This window comes from Pseudomonas sp. TH49, from assembly GCF_016650625.1.
GTDB lineage: Bacteria > Pseudomonadota > Gammaproteobacteria > Pseudomonadales > Pseudomonadaceae > Aquipseudomonas > Aquipseudomonas fluorescens_H.
This window is the reverse complement of record NZ_JAEKFL010000002.1, coordinates 2,128,970-2,147,150: the sequence shown is the minus strand read 5'-3', so window position 1 is coordinate 2,147,150 and position 18,181 is coordinate 2,128,970. Positions and strand designations below refer to the sequence as shown.

The following is an 18,181-nucleotide window of genomic DNA, read 5'->3' as shown; positions in this document are numbered from 1 at the left end:
AAAGCAGGGGATGTCGAGCCGTTTCCAAGTGGTAAGGTCACCTATCTATCCCCTTTACCCTTACCAACACCGATTTCACCTTATGGTCCACATATTGGTGAGCTGAATGATGTTTGCATGGATTTTGGGTTGGGGAAGCCAGAGGTTTTTATGTGGCAAATGACTTTGGGCGGGCCATTCAGCGTGTCTTTCTCAGTCGCTTTTCTCTTTCCATTGGTCGGCGGCTTTCTCGGACTGATGTTTGGAGATAGTTGGGACGAAATCTGGAGTTACATAGAAGGAATTTTTCAAGAGATAAAAGGACTTGCCATTGAAACCTGTTTTCTAATGCTGCTCATCAGCCTCGGCGTCTGGCACCACAACCACAAAAAACGCGCCTCAATCATCCCGACCCGCTTCAACCGCCAACGCCGCGAAGTCTGCTTCATGCCCGAAGGCGCCACCGAACCGGTCTTCGTCCCTTGGGAATCCCTCTCCGCCTGGATCATCGAAGCCCAGGGCGCCACCCAATACGGCATTCACCGCCAGTACGGCATGGGCATCGGTTTCTACCACGGCGAAACCCTCACCAGCCTCGAATTCCAATGCGCCGCGCTGCCCCTCGCCATCAGCCATTGGGAAGCCATTCGCGGCTACATGGAATACGAAGTCAACGACCTCAAATCGATTCAGGATCTGCAAGACCTGCAAGGCCCCGACGACCCGCCCCACGAAGGCCTGCACACCTTCCACAACGCCCGCGCACGCATGCATCAGCAGATTCGCGACGGTTCACGCACGCGGCTGTCCGGCTTCTTTTGGTACCTGTATCACGTCATGACCCTATGGACGATTCCTAACCGACTCGTCGAATGGGAAGTGCGCCGCCTCGAAAGGATCGGCAAACAGGCGCTGCCCGAGGCCATGCGCCAATGGTCGGAGCCGTTGCCGGAAGATCAATGGGCCAAGCCGAGTGAGGAGTTGCTGCGGTTAAGCGAGCAGGTAAGGCAGATGCAAAAGCGCCAACCGAGCCGGCCGATTACCGAGATTTTTGCCGAAGTACAAAGCGCGACACCCAGCGGTAAGCGTTGAGTATGAATAGCTATTCTTTGAACCTGTTCGTCTTCAGCAGCCTTCAAATCGTCAAGTCCGGACGACTCTGGCGTTGTCGTAGGCAATGACGCAAGGCGATGTAGCCTCGGGATGTAAGACGCTATTTCTTGTAGGACCTGCCGAAGACGGCGACTGTTTGACCTCGTGCTTCAACAGAAGGGTTTATGCCATGGATCTGTTACACCATCTGCTGCATCTTGAGCAGCGCCTGCTATCCCGTGCTGTGCGCGAGGACGCCGCTGAACTGGCACTGCTGATCGCGGACGACTTTGTCGAATTCGGCGCCAGCGGCGGCATCTGGAACAAATCTGATGTGCTGGAAGCGCTGCCGCAGCAAGCATTCGCACAACGTACCGTCAGTCAGTTCACGCTCAAGCCGTTGTCGGAAGATTCGGCGCTGGTGACATATCACTGCCATACCGGCGCTGTCGGCCAGCGGGTGCCGGCGGACAGTCTGCGCAGTTCGGTATGGCGGCGGCAGGGCGAGCAGTGGCAAATGGTTTTTCATCAGGGCACCTTTTGTGTCCAGCCGTGAAATCGTGGTGACCCGTCGATAGCTTTCGCGAGCAAGCCCGCTCCCACAGAGGATCTTCAGTGAAAGCAGGATTTGTGGATGGCAGCGATCAAGTGTGGGAGCGGGCTTGCTCGCGAAGGGGGCCGGACAGTCAGCGCAAAAATCAGCCGGCCCGCGCTCTGCTAGAATCCGCCCCATCAACTGCCAGAGACTCTCCCATGAGCGAGCCGATTCGTCTGACCCAATACAGCCACGGTGCCGGTTGTGGCTGCAAGATTTCCCCGCAGGTGCTGGAAGTGATTCTGGCCGGCAGCGGTGCGCAGAACCTTGACCCGAAACTGTGGGTCGGCAATGCCTCGCGTGATGATGCGGCGGTGTACGAGATCGATGCCGAGCGCGGTGTGGTGTCGACCACGGACTTCTTCATGCCGATCGTCGACGACCCGTTCGACTTCGGCCGTATCGCCGCGACCAACGCGATCAGCGACATCTATGCGATGGGCGGCGATCCGTTGATGGCGATTGCGATCCTCGGCTGGCCGGTGAATGTGCTGGCGCCGGAAGTGGCGCGGGAAGTGATTCGCGGCGGGCGCGCGGTGTGTGACGCCGCCGGCATTCCGCTGGCCGGTGGGCATTCGATCGATGCGCCGGAGCCGATCTTCGGCCTGGCCGTGACCGGTCTGGTGGAAAAGCGCCACATGAAGCGCAACGACACCGCCAGCGCCGGTTGCCTGCTGTACCTGACCAAGCCGCTGGGCATCGGCATCCTGACCACCGCCGAGAAAAAGGGCAAATTGCGCCCCGGCGACATTGGTGTGGCCCGCGACTGGATGTGCACCCTGAACAAGCCCGGCAGCCGTTTCGGCAAACTCGCCGGGGTCGCCGCGATGACTGACGTCACCGGTTTCGGTCTGCTCGGGCATCTGGTGGAAATGGCCGATGGCAGCCACCTGACCGCACGCATCGGCTACAACCACGTGCCGCGTCTGGACAGCGTCGAATACTACCTCGAACAGGGCTGCGTGCCCGGCGGCACCCTGCGCAACTTCGACAGTTATTCGAGCAAGCTTGGCCGTCTGCAGGAGCTGCACAAGCGCGTGCTGTGCGACCCGCAGACCAGCGGCGGCCTGCTGATTGCGGTCACCCCTGAAGGTAACGACGAGTTCCTCGCCGTGGCTGCCGAACTGGGCCTGGACTTGGCGCCGATCGGCGAGCTGGTCGAGCGACAGACCCACGCAGTCGAGGTGAATTGATGACACTCGACTGCACCGATTACCGCGATATTTTCCTCAACGACCGGCCGATGATGGATGCCCGTGCGCCGGTCGAGTTTGCCCACGGCGCGTTTCCCGGCGTGGTCAACCTGCCGCTGATGAACGACCGCGAGCGCGAACAGGTGGGCACTTGCTACAAGCAGCATGGACAACAAGCCGCCATCGCCCTGGGTCAGCGGCTGGTGTCTGCCGAAGTGCGGGAGCAGCGGATTCAAGGCTGGGTCGAGTTTGCCCGGGCACACCCCGACGGCTATCTGTATTGCTTTCGCGGCGGTTTGCGTTCGCAGATCGTCCAGCAATGGATCAAGGAGCAGGGCGGCATCGATTACCCGCGGGTCGGCGGTGGCTACAAGGCCATGCGCACGTTCCTGCTGGAGACGGTCGATCAGGCCGTGGCCGAGTGCGATCTGGTGCTGCTGGGCGGGATGACCGGCACCGGCAAGACCGAACTGTTGGTGCAGTTGAGTAATGGTCTGGATCTGGAAGGCCACGCCAATCATCGGGGCTCGAGTTTCGGCAAGCGTGCCACCGGCCAACCGACCAACATCGATTTTGAAAACCGTCTGGCCGTGGATCTGCTGAAAAAGCGCGCGGGCGGAATCCAGCAGTTTGTGTTGGAAGACGAGAGCCGGGTAGTCGGCAGTTGTGCCTTGCCACTGCCGTTGTACCGAGGCATGCAAGTGGCGCCGATGGTCTGGCTCGAAGACAGCCTGGAGCAGCGGGTCGAGCGGATCCTGCAGGATTATGTGATCAACCTGCACGCCGAGTTTGTCGCGGTGCATGGCGAGCAGGGCTTTGCGCTGTATACCGAGCGGCTGATTGCGAGTTTGAACAATATCCAGCGCCGGCTGGGCGGCGAACGCCATCAGCGGATGTTCCTGCAGATGGAAGAGGCCTTGGCGGAGCAGGCGCGCAGCGGATCGGTCGAGGCGTTCCGTGACTGGATCAGCGTGTTGCTGCGCGAATATTACGACCCGATGTATGCGTTCCAGCGTGAGAAGAAGGGCGGGCGGATCGAGTTTGCCGGGGAGCGCGGGGCGGTGTTGGAGTATTTGCGCGAGCGGGTGAATCAGCGGGTTTGAGGGTGTTCTTACGGGCCTCTTCGCGAGCAAGCCCGCTCCCACAGGGGATCTGCGTCAGGCACAAAATTTCTGCCCAGTGAAGATCCAGTGTGGGAGCGGGCTTGCTCGCGAAAGGGCCGGCACAGGCACCGCAAGAATCAAGTCGGACAGGTCACCTTGCCGTTATCCAGCCCCTGCTTGTAGCTGTGGCTCTGCAGGCTGGCCTTGCCGTTGTGCCAGGTCAGGGTCAGCACGTACAGCGAATCGAAATCGCCAGCCGCCCAGTCATCGGTGATGGTCTGCTTTTCGCCGACGGCCTTGCCGGCAACCTTGTTGATCAGCTCCGGCAGATAGCCGTGCGACCACGCGGTGTAGATCGTTGCGTTGTGGTACTTGTCTTCGGTCAACTCGCGCGCCAGGTCACTGGTGTCGTTGGCGGAGAACTCGATGTTCACCGGCAGGCCGAGCTTGATCGCCGCGGGACTGATGGTCATCAACGGGCGGATGTAGCTGTAGGAGTTGTCTTGTTCGCCTTCCTCGACATTGCGCGTGGGGTTGGCGGCAAACACGTAATCGGCCTTGCCGAATTTTTCCGGCAGCAGGGTCGACAGTTCGATCGCCCGGTTCAGACCCTGGCAGTTGAGCTGGCCGAGACCGCCGGCGGGCTTTTCCGCGTGGCGCAGGAAAATCAGGGTCTGGGTGCCGTCCACCGGTTGCGCGCGAATCTGGCTCGATTCGAGCGACAAGGTCAGCGCACTGACCGCCAGCAGGGAGGGCAGGGCCACGTAGGCGCGATGTTTGAAGCGTTTGGCGAAACTCATGAGGTTCGTCATCGAATAAAGGATTCTTCAGCAGATTCGGTTGGGGTTGACCAACCCTTACACCGCGGGCTCCCAGCACCGGATGTTGTCCATGTCGTGTCGTTCTTCCCTTGCAAAGACATAGCTCAGAGTCCCCTGAGGCCGCTTGGTTCGATCCGGGCTTCTGCACTCTAACTGCAGAATGTTACGGTTCCTGGATTATGATCAGCGCTTTCCATGTGACTGGATGCTTCCCATGACCGATCTGTCCGCGTTCCCCATCACCCACAAATGGCCCGCGCAGTACCCTGACTGGATTCAGCTCTATTCCCTGCCGACCCCCAACGGCGTCAAGGTCTCGATCATGCTCGAAGAGATCGGCCTGCCCTACGAGCCGCACCGCGTGGGCTTCGACACGCAGGATCAGCTGTCTCCCGAGTTCCTGTCGCTGAACCCCAACAACAAGATCCCGGCGATCCTCGACCCCCACGGCCCGCAGGACCAGCCGCTGCCGCTGTTCGAGTCCGGCGCGATCCTGATCTACCTCGCCGACAAGAGCGGCCAGTTGCTGGCGCAGGAAGGCGCGTTGCGTTACGAGACGATTCAGTGGCTGATGTTCCAGATGGGCGGTATCGGCCCGATGTTCGGCCAGCTCGGTTTCTTCAACAAATTCGCCGGCAAGGACTACGAGGACAAGCGTCCGCGTGACCGCTATGTCGAGGAGAGCAGACGCCTGCTCAACGTGCTCGACAAACGTCTGGAAGGTCGCGAGTGGATCATGGGCGAGCGCTACACCATCGCCGACATCGCCACGTTCCCGTGGGTGCGTAACCTGATCGGGTTCTATGAGGCAGGGGATCTGGTCGGGATCAATAACTTCCCGAACGTGACCCGCGTGCTGGAGCGCTTTCTGGCGCGGCCGGCTGTGGTGCGCGGGTTGACCATTCCTTCCTGATTTGCGCACGACCCCCTGTAGGAGTGAGCCTGCTCGCGATGGCGCCGTGTCAGCCAACATGGACGTCGACTGATACACCGTCATCGCGCGCAGGCTCACTCCTACAGGGCAACGTGTGTTGTCTGACGGATTATTGCACCCCCGGTAATGCACTCTTGATTGATCCAGGTTTGTACCTGCGCCCACCGAAGGCATAAGCTTCGCCCCCTACGACTTTCGTCTCATCTGCCGTTTTCAGGAAGATCCATGTCCAGCCAGTTCCCCGAAGCACGTCCCCGCCGTCTGCGCCGCAATGCGAGCCTGCGCAGTCTGTTCCAGGAAACCGAGTTCAGCCTGAATGATCTGGTGCTGCCGATTTTCGTCGAAGAAGAGATCGATGACTTCGTGCCGATCAAGAGCATGCCGGGGGTGATGCGCATTCCCGAGCGCAAGCTGGCCAGCGAAATCGAGCGCTATGCCCGTGCTGGCATCAAGTCGGTGATGACCTTTGGCGTATCCCATCATCTGGACGCCAACGGCAGCGACACCTGGCGCGAAAACGGCCTGGTTTCGCGCATGTCGCGGATTGCCAAGGACGCGGTGCCGGAAATGATCGTGATGTCCGACACCTGCTTCTGCGAATACACCGATCACGGCCACTGCGGTGTGATGCACAACCACGAAGTCGACAACGACCAGACCCTGATCAACCTTGGTAAACAGGCGGTGGCCGCGGCGCGTGCTGGCGCTGACGTGATTGCCCCGTCGGCGGCGATGGACGGTCAGGTGCGGGCGATTCGCCGCGCGCTGGATGACGCAGGTTTCACCCAGATTCCGATCATGGCTTATTCGACCAAATTCGCCTCGGCGCTGTACGGCCCGTTCCGCGAGGCCGGTGGCAGTGCGCTGAAGGGCGACCGCAAAAGCTATCAGATGAACCCGATGAACCGCCGCGAAGCCCTGCGTGAATCGCTGCTCGACGAGCAGGAAGGCGCCGATGCGCTGATGGTCAAACCGGCCGGCGCGTACCTCGACATCATCCGCGACATTCGTGAAGCCTCGAACCTGCCGCTGTCGGCGTATCAGGTCAGCGGCGAGTACGCGATGATCAAGTTCGGCGCGCAGGCTGGCGCGATCGACGAGGACCGCGTGGTGCGTGAAAGCCTGGGCGCGATCAAGCGCGCGGGTGCGGATCTGATCTTTACTTACTTTGCGATGGATCTGGCATTGGCCGGGATCTGACAGACACCACAGAACCCCTTGTGGGAGCGGGCTTGCTCGCGAAGGCGGTGTATCAGCAACGAATGGGCTGACTGACCCGCCGCCTTCGCGAGCAAGCCCGCTCCCACAGTGGGGTTGTGCTGTGTCAGGGGCAGGCGAAGAACGGCCGGATCCCGTGATCCCGAAAGTACCGCTCGATCACCTTCGGATCCGCACTGTTATCGGCAATCGCCACATAGGTATCCGGGCGCAGCAGATAAAACCCGTTACGCGCCAACCCCGCCGTATCAAACGCCGGCCGCCAGTCGAACACGTGCAGGGGCAGGTTGTGTTCATTGCACCAGGCGATCATCTCGTCGCTGGTGTCGCCGTACACATGCACCTGCCAGCACGGCTGCCGCAGCGGTTCGTAATTATCCCCCTCACCATCATGCGCCCACGGCAAGCGGTCACCGCCGTGGACGTGGCCGGCCGTACCCTGGCTCAGCGGCATGCCGCGGTAGTTGAGGGTGACTTGCGAGACGGTGCGGAAGAGGAATTCGCGGCTGGCCTCGAATGAGGCCATTTTCGGGATCAGAAACGGTGCCAGGCGCGTGCGCAGCAGATCGGCGATGCGCCCCTCGGCGGTGACGAAACTGAACACTTTGTCGGTGGTCGATACCAGTCGCCGGGCGAAGGCGATGCGTTCGGTTTCGTACGTGTCGAGCAGCTTAGCCGTGGCGCTGCCGTTGAGCACGGCGGCGAGTTTCCACGCCAGGTTGATCGCATCGCCGATGCCGGTGTTCATGCCCTGACCGCCCGCCGGGCTGTGCACGTGCGCGGCGTCGCCGAGGAGAAATGCCCGACCGCTGCGGAAGTGCTCGGCCACGCGGTGATGCACACGGTAGGTCGAGAACCAGTTCACGTCTTCGATGTGCACTTTCAGGTGTTCGATGGCGCGGCTGCTGACATCGGAGAATTCCAGGCTTTCGGCGCGATCCGCGCGCTCGTCACGCACCGTGCCGATCAGGCGGGCACGGCCTTCGCCGGCCAGTGGAAACACCGCAAGGAAGTCCGCTTCATCCAGATCCAGGTGCAGCTCACCGTTCATCGCCGGGCCGCTGGCCTTGACGTCGGCGACGTAGAAAATCTGCTGATAGGTGCCGCCGGGAAAACCGGTGTCGAGGGTTTTGCGCACCACTGAGCGGGCGCCGTCACATCCCGCCAGATAGCAGGCCTGGCAGATTTCCTGTTCGCCATCGGGCAGGCGCAAGTGCGCGGTGAGGCCGTCGCCGGTCTCTTCGAAACTTTCCAGCGTGGTGTCGCGTTCGACGGTGACGCCGTAGTCTTCGAGACGCTCGATCAGCAGCCGTTCGTGTTGATCCTGCGGGAAGATTTCGACGAATGCGTACGGCGTCAGGCCTTCGCCGATGCGGTTCAGCGGCAATTGCGCGACCGGTTTGCCGTTGACCCAGAAATTCGCCGCCGCCACCCGATGGCCGTTGCGCACCACGGTGTCGGCCAAGTCCAGTTGCCGGTACAACTCCAGCGTGCGCGCCTGCACCGCCAGCGCTCGTGACGTGCTGCCGGGGGCGGAGGCCTTGTCGATGATGCGCACGCGCACACCGAGTTTGCTCAGCCACAGGGCCAGCACCAGACCGGTGGGGCCGGCGCCGATGATCAGAACGTCGCTGCGGTTCATGGGCCTGTCCTCCGTTGGCTGTGCAGCAAGTATGGATCAGATGGAAAGGGTAGCCAGTGCCGGCCTCTTCGCGAGCAAGCCCGCTCCCACAGTCGAACGCATTCCAAGGTGGGAGCGGGCTTGCTCGCGAAGGGGGCTTATGACCCGGCGCAAAAAAAGGCCCCGCAACGGCAAAGCTGCGGGGCCCTTGTTACGAAGGGATGACGTTTAGAAATCGATGGTCCCCGACAACTTCGCCACGCGCGGCTCACCCTGAGTCAGATAGCCACCCTGCGCCGATTCCCAGTATTTCTTGTTGGCCAGGTTTTCGACGCCCAGACGCAGGGTCACGTCTTTCTGCGAGACCTTGAACGCGTAACGCGCACCCGCGTCGAAGCGGTTCCAGGTCGGCAGACTAAGGTTGTTGGCTGCGTCGGCATATTGGCCGCCGGTGCGCAGCATCCGCGCATTCAGCGCCACGCCTTGCAGGCCCGGTACATCCCAGTCGGCGCCGGCGTTGAACTGGAAGCTCGGCACGCCAATGGCACGGTTACCGTCGTTGGTGCCGTTCTGGGTGTTCTTCAGTTCGGTGTGCATCACGGTCACGCCACTGAGCAGGCGCAGGCCGCTGATCGGCTCGCCGAAGACGTTCATTTCCACGCCTTTGTTGATCTGCTCGCCTTCACGCACGTAGGTGCAAGTGGTGGCACTGTTGATTTCACAGTAACCATCGCTTGGCTGCTCGATGCGATACACGCCCAGGCTCGCACCGTAAGTGCCCATGTCGACTTTGACTCCGGCCTCGGTCTGCTTGGAGCGTGCCGGCGCGTAGACTTCGTTGCCGTTGGTTACCTGGAAGCCACCGGTGCTGGTCGGCGAAGTCGGACCCTGTGCCAGTCCTTCGATGTGGTTGGCGTAGAACGACACGTGCTCCCACGGCTTGAACACGATGCCGTAGACCGGCGTGGTGATCGATTCGTCGTAGCTCGACTTGCGGCTGCCGCTGCCGTAACTGGCGTAGTTGTAGCCCTGCACCACCAGTTGCTGGCGACGCAGGCCGGCGGTGATCAACAGGCGATCATCGAAGAAGCCGAGAGTGTCGGAGAGCGCGAGGCTGCGGTTGAAGGTCTTGCCGACAACGCCCGGATCGCTGACGTCGCCTCCGGAAAAGTTGCCGACCGGCGACGGGGTTTCCACCGGGTGGTAGATGTTGTTGGCGTACTTGGTCAGGTCGAAATCATAGGCGCTGCGCTGCTCGGCCCACAGACCGCTGAGGCCGAAGTTGAGCTTGTGGCTGACAGCACCGGTGTTGAACTTGCCGTTCAGGCCGGCCATCAGGCTGGTGTTGTCTTCATCGTGAGGAATGAACGAGCCGGTGGTGAACGAGGCGCCGTTGTTGCCCACCAGCGTGGTCGAATTGTAGCGCCCGACTTCGCGGGTGTGCTTGGCGCCGCCGGCGACGTACGCTGTCCAGTTGTCGTTCAAATCGTACTCGGCGCGGAGCATGCCGAAGGTGTCTTCGATGTCGGTGTAACCCCACTTCGGCGCGTAGTTGGTGTCGGCCGACGGTGCGTCCGGAATGTGCGTGGCGGTGCCGAGGTTGACCGAGTTGCGGCCACCGTTGACGCGTTCCTTCTGATAGGCGAAGTCGCCGGAAATACGCAGCGCGTCACCGCGATAATCAAGGCCGAGACTGAACAGTTTCGAGCGCTGGTTTTCGTGGTCGATGCCAGTGTCGCCTTCGCGCTGGGACAGGTTGATCCGCGCGCCGAAGCGATTGTCTTCGCCGAAACGCTGGCCGATGTCGAAGTGCTGACCGATGCGGCCTTCGCTGTTGATGTCGGTGGTGTAGCGGCGCAACGGCTCGTCGCCGGCGCGCTTGGGTTGCAGATTGACGCCACCGCCGATGCCGGAGCCGGTCGGGGTCACGCCGTTGATGAAGGCGTTCGGGCCTTTGAACACTTCCACGCGCTCCAGGGCGTCGGTGGAAATGATCTGCCGCGGCAGCACGCCGTACAGGCCGTTATAGGAAATGTCGTCGCCGTTGAGCGGCAAACCGCGGATCATGAACACCTGCGCCTGGTTGGAGAAACCCGAGGCCTGACGTACCGAAGAATCGTTGAGCAGCACATCGGCGACGTCTTCGGCCTGCTGGTCCTGAATCAGCTGTTCGGTGTAGGACGTGGCACTGAACGGCACATCCATCATGTCCTGATTGCCCAGCACGCCGAGCTGACCGCCACGGGCGACCTGACCACCGGAATAAACCGGGGGCAGGGCGCTGGGCGTCAGCGCCTGGGCATTGATGTTGACGTTGTCGAGCACCAACGCCTTGCTGTTTTCATCGGCCGCGTAGGCAGTGACCGTCAGGGAGCACAGCAAAGCGAGAAGCGTTGGGCGAAAAGGAACACCGGGTCGAGCTGGAGTGGACATGTTTCGTACCTGGCGGCGCGCCGCCGATGAGAAAATTTGAACGGCGCGGGGAACTCCTTGCGCAAATGCGACTCCAGGCGCAAATGATAGGAGTTCGCAGTAACGTTTTGCAAACGGTTTATCTTGCTGAAGTTCCAGATTCGAATGGATACCTGTGGTGAGGGGATAAATCCCCTCACCACAAAGGTCACAGTCCTAGCCTGCGTCACACTTTTGATCGTATGGTGAACCCGCCTCAATGCACGCCAAGGAGCGCCATGCACACCCCTCGATTACTGATTTCCCTCGCCGCGCTGCTGGTGCTCGCCGGTTGCGCGGGGCAGCGCAGCCAGGCGCCGGCGCCGCGTGCGCCCGCCGAAGTGAAGGCCGAAATCGTGCGGCTGATGCCGGCGAAAGTACCCGACCGTCAGGGCTGGGCCACCGACATCTACGCCGCGCTCGCCGCCCAGCACATCAGCCCGACCACGCAAAATCTGTGCTCGGTGCTGGCCGTCGCCGAGCAGGAATCGACCTATCAGGTCGACCCGACGGTGCCGGGCCTGGGCAAGATCGCCCGTGACGAAATCGACCGCCGTGCCGGCAAGGCACACATCCCCGGAATGCTGGTCAGCGCCGCACTGGCCGTGCGTTCGCCCACCGGCAAAACCTATAGCGAACGCCTCAACGCGGCACGCAGCGAGAAAGAGCTGAGCGCAATCTTCGACGACTTCATCGGCATGGTGCCGATGGGCCGCACCTTGTTCGGCGGCTTCAACCCGGTACACACCGCCGGGCCGATGCAGGTCAGCATCGAATTCGCCGAGCAGCACACCAAGGATTATCCGTACCCGGTCAACGGCACCATCCGCCACGAAGTGTTCACCCGCCGTGGCGGCATGTACTTCGGCATCGCCCATTTGCTCGGCTATCCGGTGAGTTATCGCGAGCCGCTGTACCGCTTTGCCGACTTCAACGCTGGTTGGTACGCCAGCCGCAATGCCGCGTTCCAGAACGCCGTCAGCCGAGCCTCGGGCATCCCGCTGGTGCTGGATGGCGATGTGATCCGCTACGACTCGATCATGCCCGGTAGCACCGAGCTGGCGGTGCGCACCCTCGGCAAGTCGCTGGGCATGCGCAACCCGACCATTCGCGATCAACTGGAGAAGGGCAAGACTCTGGAGTTTGAAGACACCAAGCTTTATCAACGAGTGTTCGAACTGGCCGAGAAGGCCGAAGGCAAGACTTTGCCGCGCGCGGTGTTGCCGGGGATCGTGCTGCAGAGCCCGAAAATCACCCGCAAATTGACCACGGCATGGTTCGCCAAACGGGTGGACGAGCGCTACAAACGCTGCATGGCGAGGGGCGGGTGAGACGCCGTCACAGCACTTTGACCGCGCGACCAATCGCCTGAATCGGCCCGGTCGGTTTACCGATCGGCGAGCCATTGGCGCCTTCCAGCGTCAGCTCGAACAGCTGATTCGGTTGCAGCGGCGGCAGCTTGTCCAGCGGCACCGACAGCGCCTCGCCCGGTTTGACCAGCCCCAGCGACACCGGCCCTTGCCAGCCGTCAGCCTTGGTCCAGAACTCCAGCGCCTTGTCCGCCGGCACTTCGACCACGCCTAGCGGGATCAACTGAATTTCCCGTGGATTACTGGCCTGAATCACCCAGCCTGGCGCCTTGTCCTGCGGCGCGACCAGCACCACCAGATAATTCGGCTTCGACGGGGTCTGTGTCAGCAGAATTGCCCCCAATACCAGCGTGGCCGCCAGTCCGGCGGCGCTCAGCCCGCGCCACAGCGGCAGCAGATTCCACCACGAGGTTGACGGCGCAGCCGGCGCTTTTTGCGCGAACCGCTCGACACTGCGCTCGATGCGCGGCCACAAGTGCGGCGAAGGCTGCTGCGTCCCGGCAAATTCGGTCAGGTCGAGCAAGCGTCGCTCCCAGGCATCCACCGCCGCTTGCAGTTCGGGGTCGTGGGGCAAGCGCTGTTGCAGCGCTTCACGCTCCGGCGCCGACAGGGTGCCGAGCACGTATTCACTGGCCAGTTCATCACGTTCCTGCGCCGATTCAGTGGTCATCCCATGCACTCCCGCAAAGCGTTGAGGCTGCGTTTGATCCAGGCTTTGACCGTGCCCAGCGGCGTGTCCAGGCGCGCGGAAATCTGTGCATGACTGTAGCCGTCGACATAGGCGTGGAGAATGCAGCTTCGCCGCTGCGGGTCGAGTTGTTCCAGACAACGATGGATCCGCGCCGAATGGCCCTGCACATCGAAGGCGTCCTCGTCAGGCTCGGCATCGTGTTCTTCGTTGAACGGCGCCTCCCGGCTTTGATCACGCAGCTGGTTCAACGCCAGATGCCGGGTCACGCTGAACATCCAGCCGCGCGCTGAACCGCGCGCCGGATCAAATTGCGCCGCACCGTTCCAGATCTTGATAAACGCCTCATGCACGATGTCTTCGGCCAGCGCCGCGTCACGTACCAGTCGTTTTGCAACGCCGAGCAGGCGCGGGCCTTCCTGCACGTACAAATCGCGCAGGGCCGACTGCTCGCCGCGGGCACAGGCAGCGAGACGGGCTTCGTAATCAAACACCGGTTCAGGCAAAGACATGGGGTGCAATCTAGCTCACATTCCGCAAACATCCAGACAACCCGGGTGTCCCTGTGGATGCCTGTGTGGGAGGGGGCTTGCTCCCGAATGCAGTGTGTCAGTGAACGATAGGGTGGCTGACACACCGCCTTCGGGAGCAAGCCCCCTCCCACAAGGAAGATTTGTGCGAGAGCGGAAAGTCAGTTCGCCGCCCAGAAAATGTAGTCGGCCTGATACTTCACTACTTCCTGCTTGCCCTTGGTCGCCGCCGTGCATTCGCTGCCTGGCGCTACGCCGCCCTTGAGCGCGACACGCTGGATGTAGCTCACGCCGCTCATCGCGCCTTTGCCTTCAGCAGGGTTGGCCTTGACCAGTTGATAGGGCAGGTTGCCCGGGCTCGACGGGGCGACTGCCAGTTGCGTGCCGGTGACTTTCGAACCGTCCTTGGCCTGCCAGGTGGCGGGCGGGCCGAAGTAGGTACCGACCTGCTTGCCGCTGCGATCATTGAGCACCGCTTTCGGGCCGACGAAAGTCCATTCGGTCTGCCCGGCCGCGTTGGGCTTGTCGCGGCATTCGTAAGTGATCTCGCCGACGCCGGTGGTTTCCAGAGCGATCTTGTGACCGTCCGGGACTTTGATTGCGTCGGGATAGTTGCTTTGGGCGAAGGTTGTCGAGGACAGGGCGAGCAAACCGGTGAGGCCAATCAGTTGAGTGATGTTCATCAGTGTTATCTCCGAAAGGGTAGATCGCTGGCAGCCAACAGTGGCTGTTACAGGGACTACCCGTGGCGGAGGCGTTTGGATGCAGTGCCCGACAAATATTTTTCAATCTCTGCAAATCAAAACTGTGGGAGCGAGCTTGCTCGCGAATGCGTAGTGTCAGTCGACTCATTTATATCTGAACCACCGCTTTCGCGAGCAAGCTCGCTCCCACAGGGGGCTTCAGCGGGCTTGAGGCCGGAGGCTTTCAGCAGTTCCTGGGTATAGGGATGCTGCGGTGCGGCAAAAATCTCCCGCGACGAGCCCTGTTCCACCACCTTGCCATCCTTGATCACCATCAAGTCATGGGCCAGCGCATGCACCACCGCCAGGTCATGGCTGATAAACAGATACGTCAGTCCATGCTTGATCTGCAATTGCCGCAACAGGTCCACCACTTGTTTCTGTACCGTGCGATCCAGCGCCGAGGTCGGTTCGTCGAGCAGGATCAGCGCCGGCTCCAGCACCAGTGCGCGGGCGATGGAGATGCGCTGGCGTTGACCGCCGGAGAATTCGTGGGGATAGCGATGGCGACTCTTGGGGTCGAGGCCGACTTCCTCCAGCACGCGAATCACCGCTGCTTCGCGCTCGGCCTCGGTGCCGATGCCGTGGGTCAGCAACCCTTCGGCAATGATCTGCTGCACCGACATGCGCGGGCTCAGGCTGCCGAACGGGTCCTGGAACACCACCTGAATCTGCCGCCGTAATGGCCGCATCAAGCGTTGATTGAGCAGGCTCAACTGCTTGTTGCCGAAGCGGATATCGCCCTCGGATTCCACCAGCCGCAGGATCGCCTGACCCAGCGTCGATTTGCCCGAACCGGACTCGCCGACAATCCCCAGCGTCTTGCCGCGTTGCAAGCGGAAACTGACCCCGTCCACCGCTTTGATGTACGCCTGCGAACGACTGAACAAGGCCTTGGGCAGGGCAAACCAGACCTTCAGATCATCGACTTCCAGCAGGTTGTGCTGGTACGGACTCGGCACCGGCGCACCGCTCGGTTCAGCCTCGATCAGCAAGCGGCTGTAAGGGTGCTGCGGCGCGCGAAACAGCGTCTCGCAGGCGGCCTGTTCGACGATTTCGCCGTGGCGCATCACGCACACCCGTTGCGCGATGCGCCGCACCAGATTGAGATCATGACTGATCAGCAGCATCGACATGCCGAGCCGCTGTTGCAGCTCGATCAGCAGCTCGAGAATCTTCTGCTGCACGGTGACGTCCAGCGCCGTGGTCGGCTCATCGGCGATCAGCAGTTCCGGCTCATTGGCCAGCGCCATCGCAATCATCACCCGTTGCCGCTGACCGCCGGAGAGCTGATGCGGGTAGGCTTTCAAGCGCTGTAGAGGTTGGCGAATGCCCACCAGTTCGAGCAATTCCAAAGTGCGCTCACGGGCGGCGCGGCCCTTGAGGCCCTTGTGAATCTCCAGCACTTCGCTGACCTGTCGTTCCACGGTGTGCAGTGGATTGAGCGAGGTCATCGGCTCCTGGAAAATCATCGCAATCCGGTTGCCGCGCAAACCGCGCATCTGCTGCTCGCTGGCGTCCAGCAAGTTCACCCCGTTGTAAGCAATCGAACCGCTGCTGCTGACGGTTTTCCCCGGCAACAGGCGCAAAATCGAATGTGCCGTGACCGACTTGCCCGAGCCGGACTCACCGACCAGCGCCAGGCATTCGCCGCGGCGGATCTCGAGGTTCAAACCGTGCACAACCGTCTGTTCGCCAAAGGAAACACGCAGGTCGCGGATCTCGATCAAATTGTTTTGCATGTCAGCTCCTTGGATCAAGATCGTGGATCAAACGCATCTCGGCAAGCCTCGCCGATGAACACCAATAAAGACAAAATCAGCGCCAAGGCAAAAAACGCCGTCAGCCCCAGCCACGGCGCCTGCAGATTGCGCTTGGCCTGGCCGATCAGTTCGCCCAGCGAGGCGGTCCCGGCGGGCATGCCGAAACCGAGGAAGTCCAGCGCGGTGAGGGTGGCGATGGCGCCGGTCAGAATGAACGGCAGGTAGGTCAGGGTGGAGGTCATCGCGTTGGGCAGGATGTGCCGCAGCATCAGTTCGCTATCGTTGAGGCCCAGCGCCCGCGCGGCTTTGACGTATTCCAGATTGCGTCCACGCAGAAACTCGGCGCGCACCACATCCACCAATGCCAGCCAGGAAAACAGCGCCATGATCCCCAGCAGCCACCAGAAACTTGGCGAGACAAACCCGGACAAGATGATCAGCAGATACAGCACCGGCAGCCCCGACCAGATCTCCAGCACGCGCTGCCCGAGCAAATCGACCCAGCCGCCGTAATAACCCTGCAACGCCCCGGCAACGATGCCGACCAACGCACTGATGCCGGTGAGGATCAGCGCAAACAGAATCGAAATTCGTGTGCCGAAAATCACCCGCGCCAACACGTCCCGGGCCTGATCGTCGGTGCCCAGCCAATTGCTTGAAGAGGGTGGGCTGGGTGCCGGTTCAGTCAGGTCGTAATTGACCGTGTCGTAGCTGAACGGGATCGGCGGAAACAGCATCCAGCCGCCCTGATCCTCGATCAGCGAGTGCACGTAAGCGCTGGCGTAATCCGGCTGGAACGGCAGCTCGCCGCCGAAATCGGTTTCCAGGTAATCGCTGAGGATCGGGAAGTACCAGGCGTCGTGGTAGCGGATCACCAACGGCTTGTCGTTGGCGATGAGTTCGCCACCGAGGCAGATCAGGCACAGCCCGAGGAACAGCCACAACGACCAGCGCCCACGGCGATTGGCCTTGAACTGCGCGACCCGGCGCTGACCCAGAGGAGAAAGTGTGAACATCAGGCAGTCCTCGCCGAGAAGTCGATGCGCGGGTCGAGCAGGGTGTAGCTGAGGTCGCCGATCAGCTTGATCAACAGGCCGAACAGGGTGAACAGGAACAACGCGCCGAACACCACCGGGTAGTCGCGCGACACCGCCGCCTCGTAACTCATGCGCCCGAGGCCGTCGAGGTTGAAGATGGTTTCGATCAGCAAGGAACCGGCGAAGAACACCTCGATCAGCGCCGAGGGCACCCCGGCCACCACCAGCAGCATCGCGTTGCGAAATACGTGGCCGTAGAGCACGCGGCGCTCGGTCAGACCCTTGGCCCGCGCGGTGATCACGTACTGGCGGCTGATCTCGTTGAGAAAGCTGTTTTTGGTGAGGATGGTCAGGGTGGCGAACCCACCGATCACCAGCGCCGTGACCGGCAGCACCAGGTGCCAGAGGTAGTCGCCGACCTTGCCCAATGTACTAAGGCTGTCGAAGTTGTCCGACACCAGGCCCTGCACCGGAAACCAGTTGACGTAGCTGCCGCCGGCGAACACCACGATCAGCAGAATCGCAAACAGAAACGCCGGCATCGCGTAGCCGATGATGATCGCGGTGCTGCTCCAGACATCGAATGCGCTGCCGTTCCTGATTGCTTTGCGGATGCCCAGCGGAATTGAAATCAGGTAGGTGATCAGCGTCGCCCACAGGCCGAGCGACAACGACACCGGCAGCTTCTGGGCGATCAGATCGGTGACCTTGGCGCCGCGAAAAAAACTGCTGCCCAGATCCAGCTGTGCGTAGTTTTTCAGCATCAGCCACAGGCGTTCGTGCATCGGCTTGTCGAAGCCGTAGTGGTGTTTGATTTCCTCGATCAGCGCCGGATCGAGGCCGCGGCTGCTGCGCCCGGCACCGCCAACCGCGGCGACTTCGCCACCGCCGCCCATGCTGTGTCCGCCGAAACCTTGCAGGCGCGCAATGGCTTGCTCCACCGGGCCGCCCGGCGCGGCCTGCACAATCAGGAAATTGACCACCAGAATGCACAGCAGCGTGGGGATGATCAGCAGCAAGCGTCGACTCAGATAACGCAGCAT

16 protein-coding genes are annotated in these 18,181 nt (G+C 61.6%); 7 read left to right on the top strand and 9 right to left on the bottom strand.

Translation table 11 applies throughout. From position 1 onward, the window contains the following. Positions 1–327 precede the first annotated feature (327 nt). The 4 genes from JFU48_RS26885 to mnmH all read left to right on the top strand — a co-directional run bounded on the left by JFU48_RS26885 (position 328) and on the right by mnmH (position 3,962). Positions 328–1,071, top strand: coding sequence for a hypothetical protein (locus tag JFU48_RS26885; RefSeq protein ID WP_242486722.1), 744 nt, complete (start codon positions 328–330; stop codon positions 1,069–1,071). A gap of 190 nt (positions 1,072–1,261) precedes the next feature. Further along, complete coding sequence (locus JFU48_RS26880) at positions 1,262–1,627, top strand: nuclear transport factor 2 family protein (protein ID WP_201138216.1); 366 nt, start codon at positions 1,262–1,264, stop codon at positions 1,625–1,627. Between the two features lie 197 nt (positions 1,628–1,824). Further along, positions 1,825–2,859 (top strand): selenide, water dikinase SelD, encoded by a 1,035-nt coding sequence (gene selD / locus JFU48_RS26875; protein ID WP_201138215.1) that lies wholly within the window; start codon positions 1,825–1,827, stop codon positions 2,857–2,859. Next, entirely contained in the window at positions 2,859–3,962 is a 1,104-nt protein-coding gene (gene mnmH, locus JFU48_RS26870; protein ID WP_201138214.1) for a tRNA 2-selenouridine(34) synthase MnmH, read from the top strand. The genes selD and mnmH overlap by 1 nt, the downstream gene beginning before the upstream one ends. A gap of 137 nt (positions 3,963–4,099) precedes the next feature. Here the strand turns inward: mnmH and JFU48_RS26865 are convergent, their stop codons facing one another. Further along, complete coding sequence (locus JFU48_RS26865; RefSeq protein ID WP_045122368.1) at positions 4,100–4,774, bottom strand: hypothetical protein; 675 nt, start codon at positions 4,772–4,774, stop codon at positions 4,100–4,102. A gap of 223 nt (positions 4,775–4,997) precedes the next feature. Between JFU48_RS26865 and JFU48_RS26860 the strand changes: the two genes are divergently transcribed. Together JFU48_RS26860 and hemB are read left to right on the top strand one after the other, a co-directional pair. Then, positions 4,998–5,696: a glutathione binding-like protein gene (locus tag JFU48_RS26860; protein ID WP_201138213.1), complete on the top strand. Its 699-nt coding sequence runs from the start codon at positions 4,998–5,000 to the stop codon at positions 5,694–5,696. Between the two features lie 246 nt (positions 5,697–5,942). Beyond that, positions 5,943–6,917 carry a porphobilinogen synthase gene (gene hemB, locus JFU48_RS26855; protein WP_003223551.1) on the top strand — a complete coding sequence of 325 codons (975 nt, stop codon included), beginning with the start codon at positions 5,943–5,945 and terminating at the stop codon, positions 6,915–6,917. A 124-nt stretch (positions 6,918–7,041) separates the two neighbouring features. Here hemB and JFU48_RS26850 read toward each other — a convergent pair whose 3' ends face one another. Beyond that, positions 7,042–8,577 carry an FAD-dependent oxidoreductase gene (locus JFU48_RS26850; RefSeq protein ID WP_201138212.1) on the bottom strand — a complete coding sequence of 512 codons (1,536 nt, stop codon included), beginning with the start codon at positions 8,575–8,577 and terminating at the stop codon, positions 7,042–7,044. Positions 8,578–8,784: 207 nt separating this feature from the next. Further along, the gene (locus JFU48_RS26845) at positions 8,785–10,989 is read right to left on the bottom strand and encodes a TonB-dependent receptor (protein ID WP_201138211.1); all 2,205 of its coding nucleotides are present in this window, start codon (positions 10,987–10,989) and stop codon (positions 8,785–8,787) included. A gap of 257 nt (positions 10,990–11,246) precedes the next feature. On the opposite strand from JFU48_RS26845, the gene JFU48_RS26840 reads away from it, so the two are divergent. After that, positions 11,247–12,338: a DUF1615 domain-containing protein gene (locus JFU48_RS26840; RefSeq protein WP_201138210.1), complete on the top strand. Its 1,092-nt coding sequence runs from the start codon at positions 11,247–11,249 to the stop codon at positions 12,336–12,338. A gap of 7 nt (positions 12,339–12,345) precedes the next feature. Here JFU48_RS26840 and JFU48_RS26835 read toward each other — a convergent pair whose 3' ends face one another. The 6 genes from JFU48_RS26835 to JFU48_RS26810 form a co-directional block, all read right to left on the bottom strand. Continuing rightward, a complete protein-coding gene (locus tag JFU48_RS26835; protein WP_003223560.1) occupies positions 12,346–13,047 on the bottom strand; it encodes an anti-sigma factor in 702 nt (233 codons plus the stop codon). Next, the gene (locus tag JFU48_RS26830) at positions 13,044–13,577 is read right to left on the bottom strand and encodes a sigma-70 family RNA polymerase sigma factor (protein ID WP_201138209.1); all 534 of its coding nucleotides are present in this window, start codon (positions 13,575–13,577) and stop codon (positions 13,044–13,046) included. Before JFU48_RS26830 ends, JFU48_RS26835 begins: the two co-directional genes overlap by 4 nt. A 179-nt stretch (positions 13,578–13,756) precedes the next feature. Then, entirely contained in the window at positions 13,757–14,278 is a 522-nt protein-coding gene (locus tag JFU48_RS26825) for a DUF3455 domain-containing protein (RefSeq protein ID WP_201138208.1), read from the bottom strand. Between the two features lie 116 nt (positions 14,279–14,394). Continuing rightward, positions 14,395–16,080 carry an ABC transporter ATP-binding protein gene (locus JFU48_RS26820; protein ID WP_201138207.1) on the bottom strand — a complete coding sequence of 562 codons (1,686 nt, stop codon included), beginning with the start codon at positions 16,078–16,080 and terminating at the stop codon, positions 14,395–14,397. 14 nt (positions 16,081–16,094) lie between these two features. Then, positions 16,095–17,117 carry an ABC transporter permease gene (locus JFU48_RS26815; RefSeq protein ID WP_201138206.1) on the bottom strand — a complete coding sequence of 341 codons (1,023 nt, stop codon included), beginning with the start codon at positions 17,115–17,117 and terminating at the stop codon, positions 16,095–16,097. Beyond that, the gene (locus tag JFU48_RS26810; RefSeq protein WP_201138205.1) at positions 17,117–18,181 is read right to left on the bottom strand and encodes a microcin C ABC transporter permease YejB; all 1,065 of its coding nucleotides are present in this window, start codon (positions 18,179–18,181) and stop codon (positions 17,117–17,119) included. The genes JFU48_RS26815 and JFU48_RS26810 overlap by 1 nt, the downstream gene beginning before the upstream one ends.